Genomic DNA, 26,310 nt, shown 5'->3' with positions numbered 1-26,310 from the left:
GTTAACCTGCAAAATGTTGGTAACCCGTAAGATTGGGCCAAGTAGCAAAGGGTGCGGGATGGGTTGGTGTAACTGGCTGACCTTGATAATAAAGCTCAGGACGTCTATGCGCCACATTATCTGTATTGCTATGGGTGTCACTTGCCAATGCAATCACATCCCCGATATAAGTCACGGGTGTATTGCCAATAGGCGGCTCAATATGAGCAGGCAAGGTAAAAGCCAACTCATAATCATCGCCACCAGCCAATTGACACAATAGTCGCTCAGATAAATCAACGCTAGCTAAGGGGCTGCTAGTCGGTAGGCTGTCCAAATTCAATCGCATCGCTATGTGGCTTTGCTCGCAGATATGTCCAAGATCTTGATACAGACCGTCAGAGATGTCTATCATTGAGCTTGCACCAAGTTTGGCTAGCGCTGTACCTAACTGAATACGTGGCGTTGGCATATGTAGCCGATGCGCAAGCTCAATACCGACAGCATTATCGGGATATCGTAAGGCATAAGCGGCATCACCCAGTGTACCTGAGACATAGACTTTATCTCCGACTTGCGCCCCTGAACGATAGACGGCTGGCGTAGCGGCGGCAAGTAACCCTTGCGCGCTGACACTGAGTATCAAAGTCTCGTTACGAGTGGTATCACCGCCAATAAGGGTCACGCCAAATAACTGACAGGCATGAAATAAACCTTTGGCAAATTCGGTCAGCCACTGCTCATTGGCAAGGCGCTGAGGTAATGCTAATGCCAGTAAAATACTATGCGGCATGGCGCCCATGGCAGCAATATCAGAGATATTAACTGCCACGGCTTTATAGCCAATCGCAAAGGCAAGCTTGTTTACTTGTTCCCAATCGGCACTAAAGTGACGACCTTGAACCAGCGTATCAATGCAGCTGACCAAGCGTGCACCTTGTGGCAATGCTATCACGGCCGCATCATCACCGATGCCTTTTTCGACATCGTTATGCGTCGACTGTGCTGCTTGCATTTGTAAAAATATACGCTCAATCAGCTCAAATTCATTCATGGCTAGTCTTGATTTTTTGCATCAGCATCGTTTAATTCAACGCTTTCTGAAGCATCTTCTTTTACATCAATATTTTTTATATCAACGCCTTTTATATCCACATCAACGCTATTCGAGTCAAGCAATTCGACCTCTGCTAAAGATGTAGTATTGTCATTAACGTCATTGCTAGCAGGGACGTTTTCTTCTACCGGCTGATGATTAACGATGTTTTCGGCACTAGCGGCAAACGCATTCGCTTTATCAGCGATAACCGGTTCGATGCTAGCAGGTTTAATAATGCTTTCCTCAACCATGTTTTGAGCATCGTTCTGCTTACTAGCCTTGTAATCACTGATATTTGCCAGGGCTTTACTGGCGCTATTACGTTTAACGCTGGTGTTATTGGCACTGATACGAGGCTTATTTGATGCCGTTGGTTTTTCTGCAACGGTAGTCGTATCAATGTCGGCATTGTTATTTGTACTGTTATCAGTTTTGAGCGCAGGCTTAGCTGCCGCTTTTTGTGAGGTGCGTAGATTGGCTTTACTGTCCGCTTCTATTTCGGGAGCGCGTAGCTCAACTGCCATTCTATCCAATACGGCATTAATCAGTTTGTGCGCATCGGTCGCGCCAAAATGATTGTTCAGCTTCATGGCTTCATCAAGCACGACTTTATACGGAATCTCTAAGCGGTTTTGTAGCTCGTAAGCACCAATTAAAAGAATGGCGTGCTCGACGGTATCAAGTTTATTGATTTCACGGTCGAGCTGCTGAGTAATCAGTGTGTTTAGAGCGTCAATCTGTTCTGGAATATCGCGCATCATTTCATGATAGTAGCCGATATGTACGGTATGCATGGCATTGGTCGCGCGTGTACGGGCAGCGATATCATGCGGCGCATTGGCCTTCCAACCAAGTTTACCATCGATATCAAAACGGCGGTCAGTGACCAGCCATTCGTATAGACCTTGCATGGCAAAGCGACGCGCCTTGCGGATAGCTGTGTGACTGGTCTTATAAGAAGACTCACTCATATCAAAGGTTTGATCACCCGCACTGCTGCTCGCGATGCGCGTGGCTTCAGCTTGTTGGTCATTGATTTGTGCGGTTTGTGCAGCGCTAATAGCGCGCTTGAGTTGGTCAGTCATAGGGGGTCTATACCTAGTTTTTAAGATAATAAGTTTGAAAATAAGATGTTAAATAGTGGTCGACTGGCAAATGTTGCCAGTCAGTTTTAAATACTTATAATACGTTTATTGAGGCTATGGTCACACCATCGCCTCAATTCAGATAATAAACAATAGTATTTATAGTCGGTGAAAAGTAATATCGATACAACACGTACTACTGGTGCAAATTTTTCTTGCTTGCTGTGCCTACGCAGACAGAGGCTGCAAAAAAATTACACCAGCAATACGGTAGCGACTTTAAAGTATTTCAACTATAGTATTTACAGGCGAATCAATACGATTGGCCATTAGCGACTATTAATGAATAATAAAGTTAAGCGTCGTCGCTGCCATCATCAATGTCTAGCTGTGATAGTACCGCAAGCATTTCTAATACAACCATAGCCGCTTCTGAGCCTTTATTGCCGGCTTTAGTACCAGCACGCTCAATCGCTTGCTCGATGCTGTCAGTGGTCAAAACGCCATTTGCTACCGGAATATTATAATCAATGGCAACACTGCTTAAGCCTTTCGCTGATTCGCTGGCGACAAAGTCAAAATGCGGCGTGCTACCACGGATAATCGCACCCAAAGCAACGATCGCATCAAAGCGGTCAGATTCAGCAGCGCGCTGGGCAACCAATGGCAACTCAAATGCACCCGGCACACGAATCACAGTGATGTTACTACCCAATACGCCATGACGAAGCAATGCATCAATCGCGCCATCAACCAATGACTCAACGACAAAACCGTTAAAACGACCGACGACGATGCCGATACGCACGTCTTCGTTTTGATGTAAATTACCATCAATATGAGTGACGTCATTGCGCTGCTGTTGTAGGTTTGACATAAAAAATCCTTTGCTGAATAGGCTATTAATAGAAGTATAAGAATCTAAAGATAATGCTAGGTTCAAGTCACTTATTTAACGGACTAATCATCCGTTAAATAAGCAGTTAAATGAACGAAAACCAAATGATAATAAGCAGTTAGCGCTATGATAACATTTTTTGCAGCTACATTTGTATTTTACCAACGTCTTACAAACGCATTTGTATGCCTTGTGCTGCCATATACGCTTTGGCTTCCTGAACGGTATACTCGCCAAAGTGAAAAATACTGGCAGCAAGGACGGCATCGACACCGCCCTCTAATACCCCTTCGGCTAAATGCTGTAAATTACCGACACCGCCTGAAGCAATGACGGGCACATTCACGCGGCTGGTAATTTGCTTCATAAGCGCTAAATCATAGCCTTTTTTAGTGCCATCGCCATCCATCGAGGTCACCAATAATTCACCGGCGCCAAGTTCAGCCATTTTTCTTGCCCAAGCGACAGCATCAATGCCCGTTGGCTTGCGACCACCGTGGGTAAATATTTCCCAGCGTGGCATGATGATGCCATCAACTTCAATGTCAGCAACGCGCTTAGCATCGATAGCCACGACGATACATTGATTGCCGAATTTTTGCGCCGCTTCACCGACAAACTCAGGGGTAAATACCGCTGCTGAGTTAATGGCCACTTTATCGGCGCCTGCATTAAGCAAATTACGAATATCGGCAATCTTACGTACACCGCCGCCGACGGTTAATGGGACAAATACCGTTTCAGCCATACGCTCAACGGTATGATAGGTGGTATCACGTTCGTCACTAGTCGCAGTAATGTCCAAAAAAGTAATCTCATCGGCGCCTTGTTCGTTGTAGCGTTTCGCCACTTCGACAGGGTCGCCCGCGTCTTTAATATCGACAAATTGTACGCCTTTAACCACGCGACCATTATCAACGTCCAAACAAGGGATGATACGCTTTGCTAACATAGGGTCTTTCACCTTATAATCAATTCATTCTATAAGCGCTAGTCTAGCAAAATCACCGCCATCTCAGGCAGGTTTTCGCAAGATTAATGCGCTTTTAACCAAAGTTTGTGTATAAGCGGTGCAATCGTTGCCATCACCGCCGATATTTATCCTATATAGTTGAAATACTTTAAAGTCGCTACCGTATTGCTGGTGTAATTTTTTTGCAGCCTCTGTCTGCGTAGGCACAGCAAGCAAGAAAAATTTGCACCAGTAGTAGTAGGTGTTGTATCGATATTACTTTTCACCGACTATATATACCTTTTTTTAATTGCCATAAGTGAGATGTCATGTCCGTCTATACCCAGTTAACCGATGACCAATTTTCTGCCTTTTGCCAACGTTTTGGCGTGTCATTCGCGTGTGCCATTCCAATTACCCAAGGTATCAAAAACTCTAACTGGTTTATTCAGACGACTGATGATGTAGATGGCGCGCACTCTTATGTGTTTACGCTATTTGAAGAGCGTCCACTGGAAGACATCGAAAAAATGGCGGTTATCCTCAATCAATTAGATGGTAAATTACCGGTAGCGGCGCCGTTATCATTGGTTGATAGCGCAGAAAAATGCTATGTCATACGTTATGATAATAAAGCCATTACATTGGTACCATGTTTGGCAGGCTCGCATCCACAGCAGACCACGCAAGCGATGTGTCATGAGATTGGCACCGCTTTAGCAATGCTCCATGAGACTTTGCAAGCATTACAGCCAAGCGAACAATACGGCGTGCCGTTATACCCATGGAGCGATGTGCGTGACCGTGAAAGGCAGTTTATGCCAGCTGATGAAGCCAAGTTGATGAGTGATATTTGGCAGTCTTACACAGATTTACCGCTTGCAACCTTGCCAAAAGGCTTATGTCATTTAGATATGTTTGCTGATAATACTTTATGGAACTTATCGTTAAATAATAGCCAAAAAGGCGAAGAGTCTCTGACAGGTCTATTGGACTTTACCGAAGTCAGCGTTGAGCATTATGTAATGGATATTGCTATTACTATTAACGACTTTTGTACCACGTGGGGCGATGCTGAGCAAGGTGAGTCAGTGAATTTTGATCGCAGTAAAATGGCAGCGTTTTTACAAGGCTATGAGTCTAAACGCTCGCTTGGCGCAGATGAAAAACGTGCCTTACCGGTTATGCTGGCAAAAGCGGCCGTTATCTTTTGGCTACTACGTCTCAACGTCATTCATTATAACCGTACCGAAGGGCGTACTGGCGATAACATCATGGTCAAAAACCCTGACTTGATGAAGCGTCTAGCCGCTTATCATTGGTCACACGTTGAAAAAGCGAAAAATACAGTATTTGTATTGCTAGATAACCTGCTAGCGTCTCAGAAAGACATTCAAATAGTGGGTGTTTTTAGCAATATTACTCAAGCTGAACAAGCGCGTGATAAGTTAAGCAATAGCAGTGAGTTCGCAATCAAAGAATACACGGTCGATCAATTGTCGTAAGCATTGCTTATTCATTTATTCTGGTACCAAACTATAAACTATAAGGTGATCTCATGACCGATCAAGTTGATAACTGGCACAAATTGGCACGCTACGATACCAATATCCAAGGTGAGCTACATGCCAATTTGCTACGTAACAATGGTGTTACGGTATCTCTACAACCGCTGAGTGCGATGCCCGGTATGAATTCTGGCATCGTGCTATGGGTGCAAGATACCGATTTGGTACGTGCTCAGCGTATTTTGGATAGTATCGATACGGACGCGGCAAGCTTGCCTGAAACAGACGACGATAACGGCGGTACTCTATAAATGTGTCAACTTTTAGGTATGAACTGTAATATCCCAACCGATATTGGTTTTAGCTTTGCAGGGTTTCGTCGTCGCGGCGGCATGACCGATAGTCACGAAGATGGCTTTGGCATTGCGTTTTTTGAGCGTAGCGACTGTGCTAATAGTGACAGCGCTAATAGTGACAAGTCGGACAATGCCTCGACTGGTTTGCGACTGTTCCATGACAATCGCCCAAGCCATTTATCACCAGTTGCTGATTTGGTTAACAATTATCCTATTAAAGCTATCAATGTTATTGCTCATATTCGTAAAGCTACCCAAGGGCAAAATTGCTTGGCGAATACCCATCCTTTTGTCCGTGAAGTATGGGGTGAGCAGTGGGTATTCGCGCATAATGGGCAGATGAATAGCGAATTTATTAAACGCTGTCAGCGCTTGCAAGACAATGGTAATGCCTCACATTGCCAGCCAGTGGGTTCGACCGACTCTGAAATGGCGTTTTGCTATCTAGTGAACCGTCTTAAAAGCAGCTTTAAAACCCGTCCTGATGACCAAACGCTGTTTAACTTCTTGACCACCCAATGTCGTTATTTATCGGCTAATGGTTTGTTCAATTGCTTAATATCGAATGGTCAATGGCAATTGGCTTATGCCGGCAGCTTATTGTTTTATCTCACGCGAAAAGCGCCATTTGGTGAAGCGAAATTAGCAGATGATGATTTGGCAATTAACTTTGGTGATGTGACCACTGATAAAGATAAAGTGACTATTCTAGTGACTGTGCCATTGACTGAAAATGAAAAATGGCAGCAGCTGGCAGTCAATGAGTGCTTAATCTTTCAAGATGGGGATGTCATTTATAAAGACAGCCCAAGCCAGCGTAAGTTTTTGACGATTGAGGAAGGGGTTGCGATTGCGCGAGCCGTTGGGGCGAGTGTTTAGGGTTAGCGGATAGTTAATATGGGTTAAATATACATGCCGCAACAGCGTTTAAATTTCTCTCCTGACCCACAAATACACGGCTGTTTCTGTGTGACAGACATTGAAACAGTCGGATCTAAAAAGTACCAACTCGCATCACTATTAGCTTTGTTTTTTATTTTTACAAAGGTAGATAATTCATGATGCGCCTGTAATCCATCAGGCGTCTTGAAGTAGGCCTTAAACTCAACCTGAGCGTGGCGTTTACTAAGCTTTGGCGTATGCGCGACGACTTCTAATCCTGCCCAATCTGTCTCTTTTGCCCAATTCTCAATCGCCTTAATATCAAGCAAATCTTGCTGCGCGGGCAAGGTGGTCTTGACGATATATTCTGGTTTTACCAAAACAAAGGCACTATAGCGCGTGCGCATTAGATGCTCAGCAGTGTCTGCCCTTATAGCATCACTATCTTCAACTTCTTGATTATAAAGGCCATCATGATAAGGCTGACAGCAATCCTGATAAAGTAGCGGTGTGCTTACAGCGTTTAATGCAGGATTGATTTGGCAGGGGCAGGTCTGTATGGAAAATAACATGGTTTACTCGAGTGGTTATTCGTTTTTGGTGGCTCTAGACGTTTCAGTTTAGCCAATTTTTTATCATTTCTGGCCAGAGCCCGAGTTTAAGCTGAGCCCACGGCGCTGGATCACGCAGCTGCTGCCAAAAGGCATCAAACGGTGGCGCAAAATAAACCAAAATCGCAAGAATGACATACAGTAACAGATACCACCATTTATCTTTATGCTGATAAAACTTCATAGCCGTGCCCGATGAGCGCTTCATTTTCATGCCCATCAAATTCACACTATATAGCTCGTCCAATGTCAGATGCACAAGCGCACCACCGAATAAAAACAAACCATAAAACCAACTGACGGCTAATGGCAGATGCAGAACATCATAGCTGAAATAGGTTAGCCCAAGCCCCAGTATTGCCATATAGGGTACAGAATGGATGACACCGCGATGCACCGTCATATTAGTAAAAATAGAAAACACCACATAACGCATAGAGCCGTAGCCCGCTAGCCATAAGGCAATGAGCGCCAATAAACTCAGCTCACTACGCCAATGCATCACCAGCCCAAAAGCGAAGATAAATGAGGTGATATTAAAACCAAGCTTAATCGGTGTCGAGTTATCAGAATCCAAATCAGGCAGCAACCCACCGATGGTACCAAGCGCCACACACATCAAAAACCCAAAATCATTAATCAATCCCGCTTTGTAAACCGTTAGACTCATCGTACCACTGACCATGAATGCAACATTTAAGTGGGTGTTAAAATTTGCCATAAAAACTCATTGATAAATAGCGCGCGAAAACATCTATTTCGAGCGGCTCGTTTAGCCGTAAAAAAGCGCTCCATGATACCATAGACAAACCAGTCGTCTAATAGAGATAGTCAATATGACCGCCACTGATTTACCCGCCAAACCCGATTTCGATGCTCCTTCTGATACTGCTTTTAACGGGCAGTCTATATGCGAAAGCAGGCTTGATAACAGCTTCACAGTCATTGACTGGCAAGCACCGTGGCTGTGTCATTTAAACCAGTTAAGCTATATCAGTAAAGCCATCACCCAGCTTAGTGTCTTAAGAGATGACTCTACTCAACCAGATAAAATCAAAAATACACCTGACATTATTGCTAAGGTTTTAAATGCAGGGTTACAGAAGCAGATTGATGGATTACAACAACCATGGCCGCAAACCAAACCGGCGCTGCACAACCAAGCCCAAAGCTTAAAGTTTGTCTCGCAAGATGCGTTGCCAGAAGGCGAGGCGTATGAGAGTTTTATCGCCACGACTGGTAATATTCCGACACGCGATAATCTGCATGACTTGTTTAACGGCAGTATTTGGCTCACTTTCCCCAAAACCAAAGCCTTGCTCAATTACTATCATATGCTTGAGATTGATCAGCAAGGTATTGGTGCCAGTCGCGGGCGTGTCCGCGATACCATCACGCTATTTGATGAGAATGGGGCGATTTTGGTGACAGCAGAGCCTAGTATCGGTGAAGCGTTGGTTGATTTTGATTGGCAAAGGAGTTTGGTAGAGCCACGTGGAAAGTGGGACAAGCCAAAAGAACAGGATGGCGACTCTCAGGCTGCTGTTTATATTTTTGGTCATGCCCTGCTAGAAAAGCTACTACAACCACGTAAGGCATTATGCGCTCATAGTATCGTTATCTATGTGACCCCAGAATTTTTTGCCTTATCGCTAGCTGAGCGTATCTGTTATTTAGATCAAAAGGTTGCTGATTATATGGAGGCGCTATTATCACAACCGGATTTGACACCGCGCAAACTGTCTCCGTTACCTATTTTGGGTGTGCCACACTTTTGGGCTGAAAATGCCAATCTTAGCTTTTATGACGATAGCCAAGTGTTTCGCGGTGGTCGCCGCCATAAAACATAAGTGCGTTCCTTATCGTTAACCCCCTAAAGCATTGTTACGGTTACGATTGTGCCACGATTTGACTACGTCTAGACGTTAACAAAGCACGGTATATTTGTTATGGTAAAAGAAAGTTACTGTTAAACACTGAAGATATGCTTATGTCTTTTGTGAATCTAGCTTTTATTAATATAGTTGAAATACTTTAAAGTCGCTACCGTATTGCTGGTGTAAATTTTTTGTAGCCTCTGTCTGCGTAGGCACAGCAAGCAAGAAAAATTTGCACCAGCAATACGTGTTGTATCGATATTACTTTTCACCGACTATATTTAGCCATCAATTATCAGCATAAATTTATAACGATTTATGTCAAGGATCTATAACAACGATAAGGAAGCTACCATGAGTGATATTTTTAATGTAAAAGATACCATTGCGGTCGATGGCAAGGAATACGCCTATTACAGCTTGCCAAAATTAACCGAAACTCACGAAAACATTAGCAAGCTGCCATTTTGCATGAAAGTCGTTTTAGAGAACTTATTGCGTAATGAAGATGACGGCCAGTCTGTCGGCAAAAACCATATCGAGGCGGTCGCCAATTGGGACGCGGGCGCAGAAGCGTCAAAAGAAATCGCCTTTATGCCAGCCCGTGTTGTCTTGCAAGATTTTACTGGTGTGCCGTCGGTAGTCGATTTGGCAGCGATGCGTGATGCAGTGGTTGAGCTTGGCGGTAACGCTGAGCAGATTAACCCGTTTATTCCAAGTGAATTGGTGGTTGACCACTCTGTACAGGTTGACGCCTATGGTCGCGAAGATGCATTAGACCTAAACGAGAAAATTGAATTTAAACGTAACAACGAGCGTTATGAGTTCTTGCATTGGGGTCGTAATGCGTTTAAAAACTTCGTGGTCGTACCACCAGCAACCGGTATCGTGCATCAGGTTAACTTAGAGTATTTGGCGCGCGTGGTAATGGCTGCTGATGTCGATAATGGTGATGGGGTCGAGCTGACGGCTTATCCTGACACGGTATTTGGTACTGACAGTCATACCACTATGATTAATGGTATTGGCGTGCTTGGTTGGGGTGTGGGCGGTATTGAAGCAGAAGCGGCAATGCTCGGTCAGCCGTCCTCGATGCTGATTCCACAAGTGGTTGGTTTTGAGCTAAAAGGTAAGTTAACCGAAGGTGTCACCGCGACGGACTTAGTATTACGCGTGGTTGAAATGCTACGTGCGCATGGCGTGGTTGGTAAGTTCGTCGAATTCTATGGCGAAGGCTTGCATAGTATGCCACTCGCTGACCGTGCAACGATTGCCAATATGTCACCAGAATATGGTGCAACGTGCGGTATTTTCCCGATTGACCAAATGGCGATTGATTATCTACGTCTATCAGGTCGTGATGAAGCACAAATTGAGCTAGTTGAAAAGTATGCCAAGGCGCAAGGCTTGTGGCACGATGCAGATACCCCAGCGGCGACTTACTCAAGTAAGTTGGAACTAGATTTATCATCGGTACAGCCAGCACTTGCTGGTCCGAACTTGCCACAACAGCGTATCAATTTATCTGATATGCACAAAAAATTTGGTGAAACCTTGACGGCGATGACCAAAGATCGGAAGTCGGAAGTCGAAGGTAAAGTACGCTTTGACCAAGAAGGCGGTGAGCAAGAGCAAGCAAAAACGCTCGCGGCAAAACCCAATCCTTTCTGTGCGGAAGGCAGTACTTATTGCACGGTCAAAATCGAAGACGAAGAGTACAGTTTACGTGATGGTTCTGTCGTTATCGCGGCGATTACTTCTTGTACCAACACCTCAAACCCAGCAGTCATGATTGGCGCAGGTCTGGTTGCCAAAAAAGCCGCTGCAAAAGGTCTGACCGCTAAACCATGGGTCAAGACGTCACTGGCTCCAGGCTCAAAAGTTGTGACTGATTACCTTGAAAAAGCCAAGTTGATGGATGAGCTAGAGAAAATTGGCTTCTATCTAGTTGGCTATGGTTGTACCACTTGTATCGGTAACTCAGGTCCGTTATTAGGGGCAATCGAAGGCGCTATCGAAGAAGGTGATTTGGTTGCCGCAGCTGTACTGTCAGGTAACCGTAACTTTGAAGGTCGTATCCACTCGCATGTCAAAGCGAGCTACTTGGCGTCGCCACCATTAGTGGTTGCTTATGCGCTGGCAGGTACCGTCGATATTGACTTGACGACCCATCCATTAGGTCAGGATCAAGAGGGCAATGATGTCTATCTAAAAGACATCTGGCCAACGTCGGATGAGATTAACGAGCTGATTGCCAATAATATCGACGCGGATATGTTCCGTAAAAACTACGGTGAAGTGTTTGACGGTAGTGCAGCGTGGAATGCCATTAGTTCAGCCGATAGCCAGCTTTATCCATGGAGTGAAGAGTCTACTTATATCAAAAACCCACCGTTCTTTGATGGCATGACTATGGAGCCAGAAGGTATCCCTGATATTGAAGGTGCGCGTATTTTAGGTCTATTCGGTGATTCAATCACCACCGATCATATCTCGCCAGCTGGTAATATTGATGCTGACTCTCCTGCGGGCAAATACTTGCAAGAGCGCGGTGTGATGGAAGCCGACTTTAACAGCTATGGTTCACGCCGTGGTAATGATGCAGTTATGACGCGCGGTACTTTTGCCAATATCCGTATCAAAAATACCATGATGGGTGGCAAAGAGGGCGGCTATACCTATTACTTCAACGGCGATAGTGCCACATTACAAGACGGCGAAGAAATGGCCATCTATGATGCAGCGATGAAGTATAAAGAAGACAAGCGTCCGCTAGTGGTACTTGGCGGTGCAGAATATGGCTCTGGCTCTAGTCGTGATTGGGCAGCGAAGGGAACGATTCTCCTTGGGGTAAAAGCGGTATTGACCAGCTCATTTGAGCGTATTCACCGCTCAAACTTAGTTGGTATGGGTGTCTTGCCATTGACCTTTAAAGCAGGCGAAAATGCTGCGACTTATAACCTAGATGGTTCTGAGGTGCTTAGCATCACTGGTTTAGATAATGGTGAAAGCAAGACCGCAAAAGTCACTGCTACACGTGCCGATGGCTCAACTGAGAGCTTTGATGTCAATGTCATGCTACAGACGCCAAAAGAGCGTGAATACGTGCGTCATGGTGGTGTATTGCATTATGTGCTACGTCAACTGGCTGCGGACAGTAAAAACGCGGCGTAATGGTTTATTAGACTTGGTGTGACAAAAAGCCCAATCCCACTCAAAGTAGGGGATTGGGTTTTTTTATTAGGTGTATCCCGTCTTAGAATAAAGAGAGGAAACAAGTATCTGAAAATCTATGTCCTTGAATCATCTGAAGTTCTCATTCCAGCTCTCCTTAAATATTTTATTTAAGAATTTCTCATTATCAATGCTACCGTCATTGTTCAAACAAGTCTTATCGACAAAAAGATAATTTGTCCAGCTGATATCAGGAGATAGTTTATTGATTTCATTTACAATATCAACTTCACTAATTTTAGAAAAATCTCTAATAATAAGTTTTTGAGCTAGCTCTAAAATGCGACTCTTCGTTTTATACTCATTAGATTTTGGATACTCAGAAATTTTATCGAAAAATTCCTCATAATTTATACTTCCATCTTCGCCTACATATTTATTACTCCAGAATATATAGTCACTCCAAAATGGGTCGGGAGATAGCTTGTTTAGTTCGAGATTTATTTCTATTTGCCTTGATTCTGGCTGTGCATTATTAATTAACTCTTCAAGTAATAAAGTAAATTTTTTCTTAGTATCATCGTTCATTATTACTTCCTCTATTATTTATTCCAGTTGTTTCAACCCTTCTCAGTCAACAGCTTAATACCCATCCCAATAAATATCACACCACTTATTCTATTTAAAATAACTTCTATAGCGGGTTTTTTACGCAGGTTTTCACTGAATTTTGAGGCTAATAAAGCTAAACACGAGCACCATATAAAACCGGTTGTGGCAAAGCTCAGACCAAGCACTAAAAACGACAGCATACTATTAGCATAACTAGGGTCGATAAACTGCGGGAAGAATGCGAGAAAAAATAAAGCAACTTTTGGATTAAAGGTGTTGGTGATAACTCCTTGCTTATATATCTGCCACCTATCTAACGGTTGAGCAGTCGCCATTTTTTCCTCATTGGGTAAATTGCTGGCAAGTAAAGGTACTGGTTTGCTAGTCAGCATTTTAAAGCCTAGATAGCATAAGTAGCTTGCACCAATATATTTCACTAGCGTAAATGCAAGTGGCGAACTGGCTAATAGTACGGACAATCCAAATGCAGCCAATAAAGTATGTACCAAGATACCTGAGGTAATCCCGAGTACTGAATAAAATCCTGCAGTTTGTCCCTGTGACATACTACGAGTAATGATATACATGCTATCAGTGCCAGGGGTTACGTTTAACAAAATAGCCGCCATGACAAACCCTAGATAATTCTCAATACCAAACATAGCCAAGACTTCCTTGTAATAGCAGTTAAGCTCGAAATTTTATAAAGCGCCTTTACATTGCATTCTATCAATATTGCTAATGGGGGGATTACCGGTTATACAGCAGTGATGGCAGTTTTCAGAAACGACAGATATAAAAAATCCCAGTCACCGTGTGATGACTGGGATTTTTTATTGTTCGCTTATTAGTCTAACCTGATGCTAAGCAAAAGTGCTAATAAGTGACGCCGTATAGTGGCGTCCCCAGGGGGATTCGAACCCCCGTTACCGCCGTGAAAGGGCGGTGTCCTAGGCCTCTAGACGATGGGGACGCATAGAGTGTTATAACCAGTGGTTACAACGGTACTTCACAATATCAGAGAGCTTATCTATTAATAATAGAGCAAGCTGTGCCTAGGTGCTGATATCGTCCTACTAGCGAGTATTTATTCTAAAATTTCAGTAAACTGAGCTTTGCAATAAATAGTATGGTGGAGCTAAACGGAGTCGAACCGTTGACCCCTTGCATGCCATGCAAGTGCTCTACCAACTGAGCTATAGCCCCTCGCTAAGAGTGTGCGTATTTTATGTAAGACCAGCAGTCTTGTCAACCGCTATTTTAAAAATAATGCATAAATATGCGAAAAAAAGCGTTTAAAGGGGATTTAGCTACTTAATAAGCTTGAGTTAACGTGGATTTTGCTTGATGGCAATCTCTTTAATGGCCTTATCGGTAAAGAACTCCTCTTCAGTACCATCAGAGAAAATAACTGCACAACATTTTGTGGGGATATATTGCCCACCATTTTGCCTGACTGTGCTGATTCCTTTAAAGCCAACGATGTCAAATTCTTTTAATCGATCGACATTATAATTAGTATGATTACAGTAGGTGGTATATATCCACTTTAAGTCTTCAAGGTCTTGACCAGTCGTAAGGGTTAGCTTGGCGTCGTATAGCTCTTTTACGATTGTATCATAGTATTTCTGCGCTTCTTTTAGCGTATTAAAGACATAATCTTTACTTTCTATGGTGACAGTTTTGGCGGCCATATTTACTTCCAATTAAGATATTAAATAAAGAATCAGTATTGGTATTCAAATGCTGAGATTAACGTAAAGAGGGGTCGGTATTAGCCTGACCCCTCTTTTTTATTCACTAATAATATTATGAATCAATAATGTTATTAACAAACAACTAAGAAACAATTAACAAACAACTATTCAGCAGCCAGAAAGTCTGGCAACTCTGCTGCTTGTTTCTCTAGTTTTTTAAGCTTCTTTTTACCCAAACCGCCAAGTACGTCAACCGCATGACGCAAGCGAGTCAAGGTCATATCTGCACCAATAATCGCCATAGAGTTCATGACTGGCGTCGATGAGGTGCTGCCAGCGATAGCGATAAAGAATGGTGCCATAAAGTCGCGCATTTTAATATCAAGATGAGCTGCAAGACCCTTTAATGTGGCGTAGATGTTTTCTTCTGACCAAGTCGGTAGGGTCTCTAACTGCCAAAGCGCCAGTTGTAACATTTCTATAATTTGTTCAGCCGTCAGTGATTTATGGGTAAAGCTCTCAGCATTGATATCAGGTAGGTTTTGGAAATAAAAGCCACTCCAATTAACGGCATCAGACAGCAATTCGATACGAGGCTGAATCGCAGCGGCGATAGCGGTTAATTTATCGCTGTTACTTGCCCAGTCGAGGATTTTATTCTTTAGTTCTTCAGGGGTTAGCGCACGTAGCCATTCGGCATTGAGCCAGTTAAGCTTTTCGATATCGAAAATAGGACCGCCAAGTGATACGCGCTGAATATCAAGGCTGGCAATCATCTCATCTAAGGTGAATTTTTCAGCTTCGTCGGGCATTGAATAGCCCATACGACCAAGGTAATTTAGCAGGGCTTCAGGTAGCACGCCGGCATCACGATAGTAGGTAATGGAGGTTGGGTTTTTACGCTTAGACAGTTTTGATTTGTCTGGGTTACGCAGTAATGGCATATGGCAAAGAACGGGCATCTCCCAACCAAAATACTCATAAAGCAGCTGATGTTTAGGTGCAGAGTTCAGCCATTCTTCACCGCGCAATACATGGCTGATGTCCATTAAATGATCATCGACGACGTTGGCTAGATGATACGTCGGCATGCCGTCGGTTTTTAGCAGCACTTGCATGTCCACTTGCGTCCAAGGAATCTCAACGGTGCCGCGTAGCATATCTTGTACCTGACAGACGCCTTCAGTTGGCACGCGCATACGAATGACGTTTGGTTTGCCCTCTTTGACCAATTGCTCAGTTTTCTCTGTTGCCAAATGAGCACAGCGACCGTCGTAACGTGGCGTTTCGCCGTTAGCCATTTGTTCAGCACGCATGGTATCTAATTCTTCGCTGGTACAAAAGCAACGAAACGCATGATCGCTATCTATAAGCTGCTCGGCGTGTTTTTTATAGATAGCACTACGCTCGCTTTGACGGTAAGGGGCATGCGGACCACCGACATCTGGACCCTCGCTCCAGTCAAGACCTACCCAACGCAGCGCATCCAAAATCATTTTTTCAGATTGCTCGGTTGAGCGTGTTTGGTCTGTATCTTCAATACGTAAAATAAATTCGCCGCCATGAGCTTTGGCAAACGCTAAATTGAATAGGGCGATATAAGCTGTGCCTACGTGCGGGAAGCCGGTCGGTGAGGGCGCGATACGAGTACGGACAGGACGATTGCTATTAGTAGAAGTCGATGGTTGCATCATAAAAATCTCAGAATGTTGTCGTTAATGAATGTGGCAGTGAAAAGTAGTGGTGAAAAGTAAAAATATGGACGAAAGAATGGAAGTCAATGTTGAAAAATAGCGTAAAATATAGCGCTAGTATAACAGAGAGATGGGATATTTTTAACGAAAAGCCCTTCTAGCGCTTGACTACCAGTGTATCCTTGCGATAATAATGTTAGACAAGTCATAACTTGTTTATTTTCATCTGATTTTTTACTATTACTGGTCAATTTGACCATCATCTATTGAGTTGTTTGTGTCCATATTGAATAATAAGCTAAAAAATAAACAAAGTGCCAATCAAAGCTCTTCATCAGCCACCAATAACGCTGAGTCAGCGGCGAGTCCGTCTTCTGTAGAAGATACTTCTACTCAAAATCTTATTCAAGAGTCTGCTAAAGACCAAGTGACGTCTGATGAATTGAGTTTCGTCCATGATGCGGTGCTATTGCAAGAGGCAGTCGCCGCGGTATTGGGTGTCAAAGCGCTACCGAAGCAAACAGACGATGAAAGTCAAAATAGCTTACAAGCAAGCGGTATCTACGTCGATGCGACCTTTGGGCGTGGTGGTCACAGCAGGTTGTTATTAAGTCAGCTGGCTGATAATGCGACATTGATTGTTTTTGATAAAGACCCGACCGCCATTCGTGTAGCGCAAGAGCTGGCAAGCACAGACAGTCGTGTGCAGGTCGTTCATGATAGCTTTGCGACGTTGACGGATAGTCTCGCCGCGATGGGTATCACTCAAGTTGACGGCTTAATGGCAGATTTGGGTATCTCATCACCGCAGATTGATGATGGCAGTCGTGGTTTTAGTTTTATGCGCGATGGCGCGGTCGATATGCGTATGGACACCAGTCGCGGGCAATCGGTTGCTGAATGGTTAGAGACGGTCGATGATGATACCTTGGCCAATGTCCTTTATGATTTTGGTGAAGAGCGTCACAGCCGCCGAATTGCGCGTGCGATTAAGCAGATGGACCGTTATAAATCTACGCTTGAGCTAGCAGAAGTGATAAAAGTTGCCCATCCTAATTGGCAACGTGGCAAGCATCCGGCGACCCAGAGCTTTCAGGCCATGCGAATTTTTATTAACAACGAGCTTGGTGATGTCGATAACTTTTTAGAACAAAGTATTCCGATATTAAAGGTAGGTGGACAGCTGGCGGTGATTAGTTTTCACTCCTTAGAAGATCGCCGTATCAAGCAGTTTTTGCAGCGTCATAGTAAAGGGCAATATCCAGAAGATGAGAATCTACCGATGCCGCCCAAGCGCCCACGTTACTTTAGTAAGCCTAAACGTGTCGGTCCAAGTAAAGCAGAGATAAGCAATAACCCACGCTCGCGTAGTGCATGGTTACGTATGGCGACTCGTACCGATACTGATTATTTAGCAGATATTGAGCCATAAATAATCTTATTGAATTATGTGGCTTAAATATGACTGAATGTTTTAATGATTACGCGGCTGTTAAAAAGCTGTAAACATTATCTGCTAGGCTCAGCAGTTGCTTTTTTGCTTGGTATTGCTTTTATTGATGGTGCTGATGGCTCATGAGAGTTTTATAACTCGTCAATGGTTATCGCTTTTTATATTTTGAAGTTCATTTTTTTGAGATCGTCATGGCAATATCTGACAAACCTGAAAACCGCCGCGCTGCCACGCCACCAAATACCGATGTTGGCGACTTATTTGTGCGTAAATTTAATGTATCGAGCATTTATGTGGCTATATTGATACTGTTGGCGGCTGGTATTGTATGGAGTGGCATCAAAACGGCTGAAGGTGTTCAACAATATCGTCAGGATTATAAAACCTTGCAAGACATGAAAAAACAAGAGCGAAAATTACAGGTTGAGCATCAACGTCTGCTTATTGAACAGCAGACCTTTAGTGCGACGCCGCAGATAGCCAGTCGTGCGGTTGCTGAACTTGGCATGTTTTCACCAACACTCAAAGATAAGCTGATTATTCAGCCAGGTGCAGCGACAGCAGTCGCATTGGTTGACCCAGATGCCAAAAAACTTGATGCAGATACCGTTGCCACTAATGACTCTGATATTATTGAAAGCGATGCGACTGTTGCGGAGGCAGGGCAATGACTGATAAAAAAACCAATGCTAAAGCTGCCAGCAAAAAACCAGCCAGTGGCAAGGTCACTAAGCCACTACGCCGTGCTAGTGCTGCAAAGTCTGGGCAAAAAAGCCAAAAACCGGATGATAAATCAGCCGATAGCTGCAAGAGCAAGCTATTTGGTCGCCTAAAAAAGAATGAAGAGCAGGGTGCTTATACCAGTGTCAAAAACCTAAAAAGCAAAAGAGCATTTTTGGGTAAAGCGTCTGGTGCTTCCTCTCGCGGCGGTGTTGAGCAGGATAAAAACCGTTTTCGTCTGATTTGGGGCATAGCGCTGCTTATTTTAGTAGCGCTTATCGGTCGTGCTTACTATATTCAAGTTGCCAATACTCAGTTTTATCAAGATAAGGGCAATGAGCTAATCACCAGCGTACGCACGCAAAAATCCTATCGTGGCATGATTACGGATCGCAACGATCTGCCCTTGGCCATCAGTGCACCACTCGCGACAGTCTCTTTCAGTCCGCACGATTATGCCCGTGAATATTACGAGCTTAAGCGTATTATTATCACCAATCCTGAGAGTCCGCAGCTCCTCGCACGTATGCAGAAGCGCTTGGATAATATGGATTTGACCACGCTTGCGGCGGCTGCCAATATTTCGGTAAATGAGCTAAAAAGAGCCACGGCTATCGACCCTACTATCGATGTAACTGATGAAGTAGCGGTCAAAGCAGCGCTGCCATCGGGTGCAGGATCGCATTATTTACCACTATTGAATAAAGTAACGCCAGAGATTGCCCAAAGTATTAGCTCGCTTGGCTTTCCTGGTGTCAATGAGAAAAATTTCTTTCAGCGTTATTATCCGCAGCCGCAGCCTAACTCGCAGTTACTGGGTTTTATGGGGCAAAATACCAACGATCCTGAAGGCGGTTACGAGGGGCGTGCTGGTATCGAACGCCAGTATGAAAAAGAGCTGGCGGGCGATGATGGTAAGGTTTTGGTACTCAAAGATGCCAAACAAAACAGTCTTAAAGAAATTAAACAGGTTGAGCCAGAAGTACCAGGCAAAGATGTGACGTTGACCATTGATTCGCGTCTGCAATATTTGCTTTATAAAGAGCTTGAAAAGGCAGGGCGTTTGCAAAAAGCGCGCTGGTCAACAGGTATGGTGGTCGATGTACAAACCGGTGAAGTGCTAGCGCTATCGACATGGCCGTCATTTAATTCCAATAACCTGAATGAGATGACCGGTGAAAACCAGCGTAACCGTGCACTCCTTGATGTCTTTGAACCTGGTTCAGTCATGAAGCCATTCACCGTTGCTGCGGCTTTAGATTCAGGGAAATATACTGCCACTACCTTGATCGATACCAATCCTGGCTCTATCCGTGTCCGTGGTTATACCATTCGTGACCATGATAATCTAGGGCGAATTACGATGGCAACGCTACTACAGAAATCCAGTAACGTCGCCTCGACCAAGATTGCTTTGTCTCTACCAGCTGATGGCATTACCAATATGCAAAAGCAGTTTGGCTTTGGGTCAAAAACACCACTGCAATTCCCAGGTGAAGGTAGTGGGCTTGTGGTCACACCGAAAGAAAAAGAAACTTCACGACGTGCAACGGTCAGTTATGGCTATGGCATACAAGTAACACTGGCACAGATAGCGCAAGCTTACTCAGCACTGGCGGCAGGTGGGGTGATGCACCCGTTAACGTTGACTAAAAATGACAAAGCGCCGCCAAGCAAACGCATTATGGCGCACGAACAAGCGATGGCCATCGTACAGATGATGGAAAGTGTCACGGAAGACGCTGGTACTGCTAAAGGCGCAGCCATTGATGGCTATCGCGTTGCTGGTAAAACAGGGACCTCGCGCCGTATCAATCCAAAAGGCGGTTACTATACCGACCAGTATCGCAACGTCTTTGCGGGTATGGCACCAGCGTCCAATCCAAAGCTGGTCGCTGTGATGTTAATCGAAGACCCGCGTGGTCAGATTTATGCTGGTTTAACCGTGGCTCCTGTTTTTCATAATGTTATGAAAGAGGCGCTGCGTTTATATAATGTGCCTTTAGATAAGCCATTAAAAACTGAAGCTCAATAGACATAAAAGTAAGTTTTTTAAATATTCAGCTCTTAACCATTTGATGTGTTTTAACCGTTTAGGATGTACCAATGACCCTGTCTACCTCGTCGCCAAGCACTACCACAGTTACCTTGCAACAGCTGTTTGAAGCCAGCAGCAGCGATAGACATCTTCCACCGCAGGTATTAACAGCGAATCTGGCAGCATCTGTTAGCGAGTCATCGAGTTCAAATTTATCGAATCAAGTGTCATCGAATCAAATGACGGCTGTTCAACTGGATTCGGTTGTCAACATTCCATTCCAGCAGTTCTGTTTAGACAGCCGTCAACTAATCCGCAACGAAGCGTTCGCCTTATTAAAAAGCCATACACCAAATTGCCAAAAAAGTCGCGATTACCTTTATCAAGCCGCTAACAATGCGGCTTTTATCCTATCAGAGATTGACCCTCTCGCCTTGATTGCCACAGGTAATATACCACCTCATGCAAATCTTGAATTAACTCCTGATAATGCAAAATATATAGCACAGCAGCAATTAGATGCCTTGCCTTGCCCCGTATTATATGTACCCAATATTCGTGATTTTTTGGGCAGTTTGATTCAAGCGCGTTTGCAGTATCAGCAGCGCGTAACATTACCAACTGTCGTGGCAGTGACAGGCACCAATGGCAAAACGACTATCAGTCAATTGGTGGCGCAACTCACCCAGCTAACCGGCATGAGCAGTGCCGTTATGGGTACGGCGGGTAATGGTCGGCTTGGTGCTTTGGTTCAGGCCAGTCATACGACTGGTGATACATTAGCCGTGCAGCAGTTTTTGCATCAGATGGGCAAAGAAGGTGCTGAACTACTGGCATTGGAAGCAAGCTCACACGGTCTAGATCAGCAGCGCTTACAGGGCATGCCAGTGTCGGTGGCGATTTATACCAATCTTAGCCGTGATCATTTAGATTATCATGCTGACATGGCAGAATACGCGGCAGCAAAAGCGAAGCTCTTTGATAAAGCACATTTTCCAGATTTGACTCACGCTATTATCAATATCGATGATGAATATGCACAGATTATGCTGGATACGGCACACGCCAGTCATTTAAAAGTTTGGACATACAGCTTAGACCCATCAAAAACGGCTACCTTTGTCGCCGCTGACATTACGCCAAGTTTACACGGTGTTGAGATTAGCCTGTGTACAGATTTCGGCGATGGGAAAGTTAATCATTTAGATATCGTTAGTCCATTACTCGGACGTTTTAACGTGGCGAATTTGCTTGCCGCTATTGCAGCAGCAGTGGCACTTGGTCATAAAACAGGCATCGATATTGAGCGCATTATTGCAGTCATACCGCAACTACAAGGTGCCGTTGGACGTATGCAGCGTGTACCGTCTAATGATGGCTGCTTTATCGTTGATTATGCCCATACTCCTGATGCGCTCAGTCAGGTACTTGCCAGTCTTAAAACCCATTGTAAAGGTCAGCTGTGGGCCGTCTTTGGCTGTGGCGGTGACCGTGATACCGGCAAGCGCCCATTGATGGCACAGGCGGGATTGGCAGGCGCAGATAAAGTTATTTTAACGGCGGACAATCCACGTACCGAAGACCCCAATGTGATATTGCAAGATATGCAGGCAGGGATGAGCACTGAGCAATATCAGCGTACCCATATTGAGTCTGCACGCCAAACAGCGATTGAATATGCCGTCAGTCAAGCAGCTGCCGATGATATCGTCGTTATCGCGGGCAAAGGTCATGAGACCTATCAAGAGATTAACAATATCCGTTATGATTTTGATGACAGTGTTATCTTGCAAAATGCTTTAGAACAAGCTGGACGCGTATAGACAACAATGCTGGCTTTCGATTTTATGTTTTTTAAGCAGTATTAATCATTAAATATCAAAGATACGTCATCATCATATAAGGTAATCACTATGACAGCCGATAACGATAATACCATGCAGTCGCAAGGGCTGTATGTTTGGCAAGTCGAGAATTTGCTAGCCGCAACCAAAGCACTTGATGGGCATTGGCAGCCAGCTACAGGACAAGCAGAATCCAGTAATACTAGTGAAGAAACGAACAAGCAAGTGACGAGCACGCGTATCGCTACTGATACTCGCACGATAAAAACCGGTGATATTTTTTTAGCCTTGAGCGGCGATAATTTTGATGGTCACGATTATATTGATATGGCTGTCTCACAAGGCGCGATCGCTGCTATCGTCTCACGTCCTATCTCTACTGATATTCCACAATTGGTCGTTAATGACACACGTTTAGCGTTAGGTCAATTGGCATCTTATCGTCGCCAGCAACATAAAGATTTGACTGTGATTGCCATCACAGGCTCAAGTGGTAAGACCACCTGCAAAGAGATGCTCGGTAGTATCTTTGGCAGACTTGCCCCAACGCTTATCACGCGTGGTAATCTAAACAATGACTTGGGCGTACCAATGATGTTGCTTGAGTTATCCGATCATCATCGCTATGCTATTCTGGAGTTGGGTGCCAATCATATTGGTGAGATTGCTTATACCACGGAGATTGTCCAGCCGGATGTGGCTTGTATTTTAAATATTGGAACGGCGCATTTGGGCGAATTTGGTAGTCGAGAAGGGATCTGCCAAACCAAGGCTGAGATTTATCATACCTTGAATGATAGCCAATTTGCGATTGTCCCTGATAAAGACGATTTTACCAATCAGCTGCGCCGTATTGCTGAAAAACATACCTCACATGTTATTGGTTTTGGTAACACCGATGTCAGTGCCAGCCATTTAGATGTCGAGCCTGAGCGCAGTGAATTTAAGCTGCATATTGGCAACCAAGTTCATGATATCAATCTGCCTTTAGCGGGAGAGCATAATGTGAATAATGCTTTAGCTGCTGCCGCTTGTGCGCATGCTTTAAACATTGACATCAATGACATCGTCGTCGGGCTTGAAAACGCGCGTCCTGCCAAAGGGCGCTTGAATAGCCAACTATTGGGTATGCATCGTTTGATTGATGACACTTATAATGCCAATCCGCATTCGGTACGTGCGGCTGCCAAAGTATTGGCGGCGCAAACGGGTACGCAAGTGATGGTATTAGGCGATATTGCTGAACTGGGGGATGCCGCAGTTAGCGAGCATCAAAGCTTGGGTCGGACTATCGCTACCACGGGTATTAATGTACTGCTTTGCGTTGGTGAATATGCACCTTATACCGTGGCAGGTGCGCAAGAGATTTCTGATATCAGTGCCCATGCGTTCACGGATAAAGACAGTTTATTACAGTATTTACAGCCGTATTTACAAGAGCCACAGGCTCAGCCTTGTACGGTGTTGTTTAAAGGCTCTCGTTCCATGGAAATGGAAACACTTATCAATGCGCTAGTCGAGGAGTAGGCGGTGTTAGTTTGGTTGTTTGGCTGGCTTGGTCAGTATTATGCCCCGTTTTCTGCGGTTTCTTCTTTGACGCTGCGCGCGTTACTGGCGGTCATTACCGCCCTTGCCTTTAGTATGATTTTTGGTAGTCGGGTTATTCGACGTCTGCGTGCGCTAAAGTATGGTCAGGCGATTCGTAATGATGGTCCGCAATCGCATTTGGTCAAAACTGGTACCCCGACTATGGGTGGGGTGCTGATTTTGAGCGCGATTGGGGTATCGACGTTACTTTGGGCGCGTTTGAATAATCCTTATGTTTGGATTTTGCTCATCGTGATGATTATTTTTGGCGCGGTAGGCTGGGCGGATGATTGGCTCAAAATTAAATATAAAAATCCCAAAGGCTTAATCGCTCGCAAAAAATACTTCTGGCTATCCATGGGCGCATTGTTCGTCGGTATTTCTTTATATTATATTGCGACGCTACAGCCCAATGTTGTGACGACGCGTGAGATGCAGGATTTGTTATTACCGATCTTTAAAGATTGGATGATTCCATTTTCGGCAGTACCGTTTGGTATTGGCTTCATTATTTTTACTTACTTTGTGATAAATGGCGCATCTAATGCTGTCAACTTAACGGATGGTTTGGATGGCTTAGCTATTTTGCCAGTTGTTTTGGTTGCAGCAGGCTTAGGCGCCATGGCATATGTCTCAGGTGACGTACGCTTTGCTGATTACTTGCACGTACCTTATATTGCCTATAATTCTGAGGTTATTATTGTCTGCGGTGCGATGATTGGCGCAGGGCTTGGCTTTTTATGGTTCAACGCCCATCCAGCGCAAGTGTTTATGGGTGATGTGGGTGCGCTGTCACTGGGCGCGATGCTCGGTACAATTGCGGTGATGACCCGTCAAGAAATTGCCTTTGCAATTATGGGTGGATTGTTCGTTGCCGAAGCACTGTCGGTGATGTTACAGGTTGGCTCGTATAAGCTACGTAAAAAACGCGTCTTTCGCATGGCACCGCTGCATCATCACTTTGAAGAGATTGGCTGGAAAGAAACCCAAGTGGTCGCAAGGTTTTGGATTATCGCCATTATCCTTGTTATCCTTGGATTGATGACGTTAAAGCTGCGTTAGAACAGCAACTCCGATTAATCTTGATATTCTTCGTTAAAAAGCCCTCTCAATTTATGAGAGGGCTTTTTTATTGCTTAATCCACATTCTCTTTTTTAAGCCTTTTATTACTTACTGAGCATGAACTTTGATAAAATGTCAGCCATATTGCTATAACTTTGAGATGCCTGTGTCTTTATTTGTTTGTCCCCTTTGTCAGTCACCACTACAGCCCGCAATCGATACATGGCGCTGTGATGGTAGCTTAAATCCTAAGCAAACCACGCATTCTTTTGATGTGGCGCGTCAGGGTTACGTCAATCTGCTGCCTGTCCAACAAAAAAAATCTAAAGCACCGGGTGATAGTCAAGTATCTATCGAAGCGCGTAAACGGTTTTTAAATGCAGGGCATTATCAGCCATTACAGACACTGATTTGCCAAAAAATGGCGGAACTGTTAGCAAAAAACGAGTTGCCATCTGAACAAACTAATAAACCAGTCAATTGGCTGGATATCGGTTGTGGCGAAGGCTACTACACTCAAGTAATGGCTCAGACGGGCATGGATACACTTATTGCGGCAGATATTAGTAAACCTGCCATAGTAGAGCTTGCAAAAGCGAGCAAGGCAGCAAGTTCTCTTTGGAATCAGAAAGATAAGAACGATGGTATTAAAACAGCAGTGATTTATCCACTGGTAACCAGTGCTGCTCATTTGCCCTTACGTGCGCAAAGTATCAATGGGATTAGCAGTATCTTTAGTCCCATTCTGCCAGAAGCATTTAATGACATATTAAGCGATGAGGGTTATTTAATCATTGCTAAGCCAGATATCGGGCACTTAGCAACAATGCGTGAGGCTTTGTTTGATGATGTCCGTGAGCACGATTCTGATAAATTTTTGCAGGAGTTAGCACCATATTTTACGCTGCTAAATACCTATCATGTTAGTACTGAGTTAAAGTTATCAGCAGATGATTTGGCTGACTTATTGACCATGACCCCTTATGCATACCGTGCGCATACTGAAAAAAGACAAGCGCTACTAGCTTCAGTTTCAACCGAAACATTTGCAACTAAAGCCAAGTTTGTCATATATATTTTGCAGAAAATGGCGGTTGCATAAGGCTGATTAACTGAGCTTACAGTTGACCCCTTTTTAAAAGAGTACAGCGCTACTGGGATTAATTATTCGCAGCCTCTGT

The 26,310-nt window shown here is 44.3% G+C and carries 22 protein-coding genes and 2 tRNA genes; 12 read left to right on the top strand and 12 right to left on the bottom strand.

Going from position 1 to position 26,310, the window contains the following annotated elements:
• Position 1 precedes the first annotated feature (1 nt).
• From thiL to hisF, 4 genes are all read right to left on the bottom strand, one after another.
• A complete protein-coding gene (thiL, locus tag PSYC_RS10735) occupies positions 2 to 1,033 on the bottom strand; it encodes a thiamine-phosphate kinase (protein WP_011281325.1) in 1,032 nt (343 codons plus the stop codon).
• Between the two features lie 2 nt (positions 1,034 to 1,035).
• A complete protein-coding gene (nusB, locus tag PSYC_RS11270; RefSeq protein WP_011281324.1) occupies positions 1,036 to 2,163 on the bottom strand; it encodes a transcription antitermination factor NusB in 1,128 nt (375 codons plus the stop codon).
• A 355-nt stretch (positions 2,164 to 2,518) separates the two neighbouring features.
• On the bottom strand, positions 2,519 to 3,040 hold the full coding sequence (gene ribE, locus PSYC_RS10725) for a 6,7-dimethyl-8-ribityllumazine synthase (protein WP_011281323.1): 522 nt from the start codon (positions 3,038 to 3,040) through the stop codon (positions 2,519 to 2,521).
• A gap of 190 nt (positions 3,041 to 3,230) precedes the next feature.
• Positions 3,231 to 4,013: an imidazole glycerol phosphate synthase subunit HisF gene (hisF, locus tag PSYC_RS10720; protein ID WP_011281322.1), complete on the bottom strand. Its 783-nt coding sequence runs from the start codon at positions 4,011 to 4,013 to the stop codon at positions 3,231 to 3,233.
• A 329-nt stretch (positions 4,014 to 4,342) separates the two neighbouring features.
• Here hisF and PSYC_RS10715 point away from each other — a divergent pair, with 329 nt between their 5' ends.
• The 3 genes from PSYC_RS10715 to PSYC_RS10705 are packed head-to-tail and all read left to right on the top strand — an operon-like array spanning position 4,343 to position 6,756.
• A complete protein-coding gene (locus tag PSYC_RS10715; RefSeq protein ID WP_011281321.1) occupies positions 4,343 to 5,518 on the top strand; it encodes a homoserine kinase in 1,176 nt (391 codons plus the stop codon).
• Between the two features lie 53 nt (positions 5,519 to 5,571).
• The gene (locus tag PSYC_RS10710) at positions 5,572 to 5,832 is read left to right on the top strand and encodes a hypothetical protein (RefSeq protein ID WP_011281320.1); all 261 of its coding nucleotides are present in this window, start codon (positions 5,572 to 5,574) and stop codon (positions 5,830 to 5,832) included.
• The gene (locus PSYC_RS10705) at positions 5,833 to 6,756 is read left to right on the top strand and encodes a class II glutamine amidotransferase (RefSeq protein WP_011281319.1); all 924 of its coding nucleotides are present in this window, start codon (positions 5,833 to 5,835) and stop codon (positions 6,754 to 6,756) included.
• A 23-nt stretch (positions 6,757 to 6,779) separates the two neighbouring features.
• Here PSYC_RS10705 and PSYC_RS10700 read toward each other — a convergent pair whose 3' ends face one another.
• Positions 6,780 to 7,331 (bottom strand): YchJ family protein, encoded by a 552-nt coding sequence (locus tag PSYC_RS10700; protein WP_011281318.1) that lies wholly within the window; start codon positions 7,329 to 7,331, stop codon positions 6,780 to 6,782.
• Positions 7,332 to 7,374: 43 nt separating this feature from the next.
• On the bottom strand, positions 7,375 to 8,091 hold the full coding sequence (locus tag PSYC_RS10695) for a metal-dependent hydrolase (RefSeq protein ID WP_011281317.1): 717 nt from the start codon (positions 8,089 to 8,091) through the stop codon (positions 7,375 to 7,377).
• Positions 8,092 to 8,206: 115 nt separating this feature from the next.
• Here PSYC_RS10695 and PSYC_RS10690 point away from each other — a divergent pair, with 115 nt between their 5' ends.
• Entirely contained in the window at positions 8,207 to 9,220 is a 1,014-nt protein-coding gene (locus PSYC_RS10690) for a DUF3025 domain-containing protein (protein ID WP_011281316.1), read from the top strand.
• A 381-nt stretch (positions 9,221 to 9,601) separates the two neighbouring features.
• Positions 9,602 to 12,421: an aconitate hydratase AcnA gene (gene acnA, locus PSYC_RS10685; RefSeq protein WP_011281315.1), complete on the top strand. Its 2,820-nt coding sequence runs from the start codon at positions 9,602 to 9,604 to the stop codon at positions 12,419 to 12,421.
• A 129-nt stretch (positions 12,422 to 12,550) separates the two neighbouring features.
• Here the strand turns inward: acnA and PSYC_RS10680 are convergent, their stop codons facing one another.
• The 6 genes from PSYC_RS10680 to gltX form a co-directional block, all read right to left on the bottom strand.
• A complete protein-coding gene (locus PSYC_RS10680; protein ID WP_011281314.1) occupies positions 12,551 to 13,009 on the bottom strand; it encodes a hypothetical protein in 459 nt (152 codons plus the stop codon).
• A gap of 32 nt (positions 13,010 to 13,041) precedes the next feature.
• The gene (locus PSYC_RS10675) at positions 13,042 to 13,695 is read right to left on the bottom strand and encodes a LysE family translocator (protein WP_011281313.1); all 654 of its coding nucleotides are present in this window, start codon (positions 13,693 to 13,695) and stop codon (positions 13,042 to 13,044) included.
• Positions 13,696 to 13,930: 235 nt separating this feature from the next.
• Positions 13,931 to 14,006 (bottom strand) — tRNA-Glu (locus PSYC_RS10670).
• 157 nt (positions 14,007 to 14,163) lie between these two features.
• Positions 14,164 to 14,239, bottom strand: a tRNA-Ala gene (locus tag PSYC_RS10665).
• Between the two features lie 122 nt (positions 14,240 to 14,361).
• On the bottom strand, positions 14,362 to 14,727 hold the full coding sequence (locus tag PSYC_RS10660; protein WP_011281312.1) for a hypothetical protein: 366 nt from the start codon (positions 14,725 to 14,727) through the stop codon (positions 14,362 to 14,364).
• A 167-nt stretch (positions 14,728 to 14,894) separates the two neighbouring features.
• Positions 14,895 to 16,424 (bottom strand): glutamate--tRNA ligase, encoded by a 1,530-nt coding sequence (gene gltX / locus PSYC_RS10655; protein ID WP_011281311.1) that lies wholly within the window; start codon positions 16,422 to 16,424, stop codon positions 14,895 to 14,897.
• A 427-nt stretch (positions 16,425 to 16,851) separates the two neighbouring features.
• Between gltX and rsmH the strand changes: the two genes are divergently transcribed.
• From rsmH to PSYC_RS10615, 7 genes are all read left to right on the top strand, one after another.
• Positions 16,852 to 17,856 carry a 16S rRNA (cytosine(1402)-N(4))-methyltransferase RsmH gene (gene rsmH, locus PSYC_RS10645; protein WP_227500382.1) on the top strand — a complete coding sequence of 335 codons (1,005 nt, stop codon included), beginning with the start codon at positions 16,852 to 16,854 and terminating at the stop codon, positions 17,854 to 17,856.
• Between the two features lie 212 nt (positions 17,857 to 18,068).
• Positions 18,069 to 18,548, top strand: coding sequence for a cell division protein FtsL (locus tag PSYC_RS10640; protein WP_011281309.1), 480 nt, complete (start codon positions 18,069 to 18,071; stop codon positions 18,546 to 18,548).
• Positions 18,545 to 20,632, top strand: coding sequence for a peptidoglycan D,D-transpeptidase FtsI family protein (locus tag PSYC_RS10635; RefSeq protein WP_011281308.1), 2,088 nt, complete (start codon positions 18,545 to 18,547; stop codon positions 20,630 to 20,632). Before PSYC_RS10640 ends, PSYC_RS10635 begins: the two co-directional genes overlap by 4 nt.
• 71 nt (positions 20,633 to 20,703) lie before the next feature.
• Positions 20,704 to 22,458: a UDP-N-acetylmuramoyl-L-alanyl-D-glutamate--2,6-diaminopimelate ligase gene (locus PSYC_RS10630; protein ID WP_011281307.1), complete on the top strand. Its 1,755-nt coding sequence runs from the start codon at positions 20,704 to 20,706 to the stop codon at positions 22,456 to 22,458.
• 90 nt (positions 22,459 to 22,548) lie between these two features.
• A complete protein-coding gene (gene murF, locus PSYC_RS10625) occupies positions 22,549 to 24,006 on the top strand; it encodes a UDP-N-acetylmuramoyl-tripeptide--D-alanyl-D-alanine ligase (protein ID WP_011281306.1) in 1,458 nt (485 codons plus the stop codon).
• Positions 24,007 to 24,009: 3 nt separating this feature from the next.
• A complete protein-coding gene (mraY, locus tag PSYC_RS10620) occupies positions 24,010 to 25,128 on the top strand; it encodes a phospho-N-acetylmuramoyl-pentapeptide-transferase (RefSeq protein ID WP_011281305.1) in 1,119 nt (372 codons plus the stop codon).
• 161 nt (positions 25,129 to 25,289) lie between these two features.
• The gene (locus PSYC_RS10615) at positions 25,290 to 26,231 is read left to right on the top strand and encodes a putative RNA methyltransferase (protein ID WP_011281304.1); all 942 of its coding nucleotides are present in this window, start codon (positions 25,290 to 25,292) and stop codon (positions 26,229 to 26,231) included.
• The last annotated feature ends 79 nt before the right edge of the window (positions 26,232 to 26,310 follow it).

The sequence above is a fragment of the Psychrobacter arcticus 273-4 genome, from assembly GCF_000012305.1.
Lineage (GTDB): Bacteria > Pseudomonadota > Gammaproteobacteria > Pseudomonadales > Moraxellaceae > Psychrobacter > Psychrobacter arcticus.
The sequence above is the reverse complement of the archived record's forward strand: the minus strand, read 5'-3'. Positions and strand labels throughout refer to the sequence as shown.

Bases quoted from the DNA above. Each gene is read 5' to 3' on its own strand.
- thiL (WP_011281325.1), bottom strand. From the start codon at position 1,033: ATGAATGAATTTGAGCTGATTGAGCGTATATTTTTACAAATGCAAGCA.
- nusB (WP_011281324.1), bottom strand. From the start codon at position 2,163: ATGACTGACCAACTCAAGCGCGCTATTAGCGCTGCACAAACCGCACAA.
- ribE (WP_011281323.1), bottom strand. From the start codon at position 3,040: ATGTCAAACCTACAACAGCAGCGCAATGACGTCACTCATATTGATGGT.
- hisF (WP_011281322.1), bottom strand. From the start codon at position 4,013: ATGTTAGCAAAGCGTATCATCCCTTGTTTGGACGTTGATAATGGTCGC.
- PSYC_RS10715 (WP_011281321.1), top strand. From the start codon at position 4,343: ATGTCCGTCTATACCCAGTTAACCGATGACCAATTTTCTGCCTTTTGC.
- PSYC_RS10710 (WP_011281320.1), top strand. From the start codon at position 5,572: ATGACCGATCAAGTTGATAACTGGCACAAATTGGCACGCTACGATACC.
- PSYC_RS10705 (WP_011281319.1), top strand. From the start codon at position 5,833: ATGTGTCAACTTTTAGGTATGAACTGTAATATCCCAACCGATATTGGT.
- PSYC_RS10700 (WP_011281318.1), bottom strand. From the start codon at position 7,331: ATGTTATTTTCCATACAGACCTGCCCCTGCCAAATCAATCCTGCATTA.
- PSYC_RS10695 (WP_011281317.1), bottom strand. From the start codon at position 8,091: ATGGCAAATTTTAACACCCACTTAAATGTTGCATTCATGGTCAGTGGT.
- PSYC_RS10690 (WP_011281316.1), top strand. From the start codon at position 8,207: ATGACCGCCACTGATTTACCCGCCAAACCCGATTTCGATGCTCCTTCT.
- acnA (WP_011281315.1), top strand. From the start codon at position 9,602: ATGAGTGATATTTTTAATGTAAAAGATACCATTGCGGTCGATGGCAAG.
- PSYC_RS10680 (WP_011281314.1), bottom strand. From the start codon at position 13,009: ATGAACGATGATACTAAGAAAAAATTTACTTTATTACTTGAAGAGTTA.
- PSYC_RS10675 (WP_011281313.1), bottom strand. From the start codon at position 13,695: ATGTTTGGTATTGAGAATTATCTAGGGTTTGTCATGGCGGCTATTTTG.
- PSYC_RS10660 (WP_011281312.1), bottom strand. From the start codon at position 14,727: ATGGCCGCCAAAACTGTCACCATAGAAAGTAAAGATTATGTCTTTAAT.
- gltX (WP_011281311.1), bottom strand. From the start codon at position 16,424: ATGATGCAACCATCGACTTCTACTAATAGCAATCGTCCTGTCCGTACT.
- PSYC_RS10640 (WP_011281309.1), top strand. From the start codon at position 18,069: ATGGCAATATCTGACAAACCTGAAAACCGCCGCGCTGCCACGCCACCA.
- PSYC_RS10635 (WP_011281308.1), top strand. From the start codon at position 18,545: ATGACTGATAAAAAAACCAATGCTAAAGCTGCCAGCAAAAAACCAGCC.
- PSYC_RS10630 (WP_011281307.1), top strand. From the start codon at position 20,704: ATGACCCTGTCTACCTCGTCGCCAAGCACTACCACAGTTACCTTGCAA.
- murF (WP_011281306.1), top strand. From the start codon at position 22,549: ATGACAGCCGATAACGATAATACCATGCAGTCGCAAGGGCTGTATGTT.
- PSYC_RS10615 (WP_011281304.1), top strand. From the start codon at position 25,290: ATGCCTGTGTCTTTATTTGTTTGTCCCCTTTGTCAGTCACCACTACAG.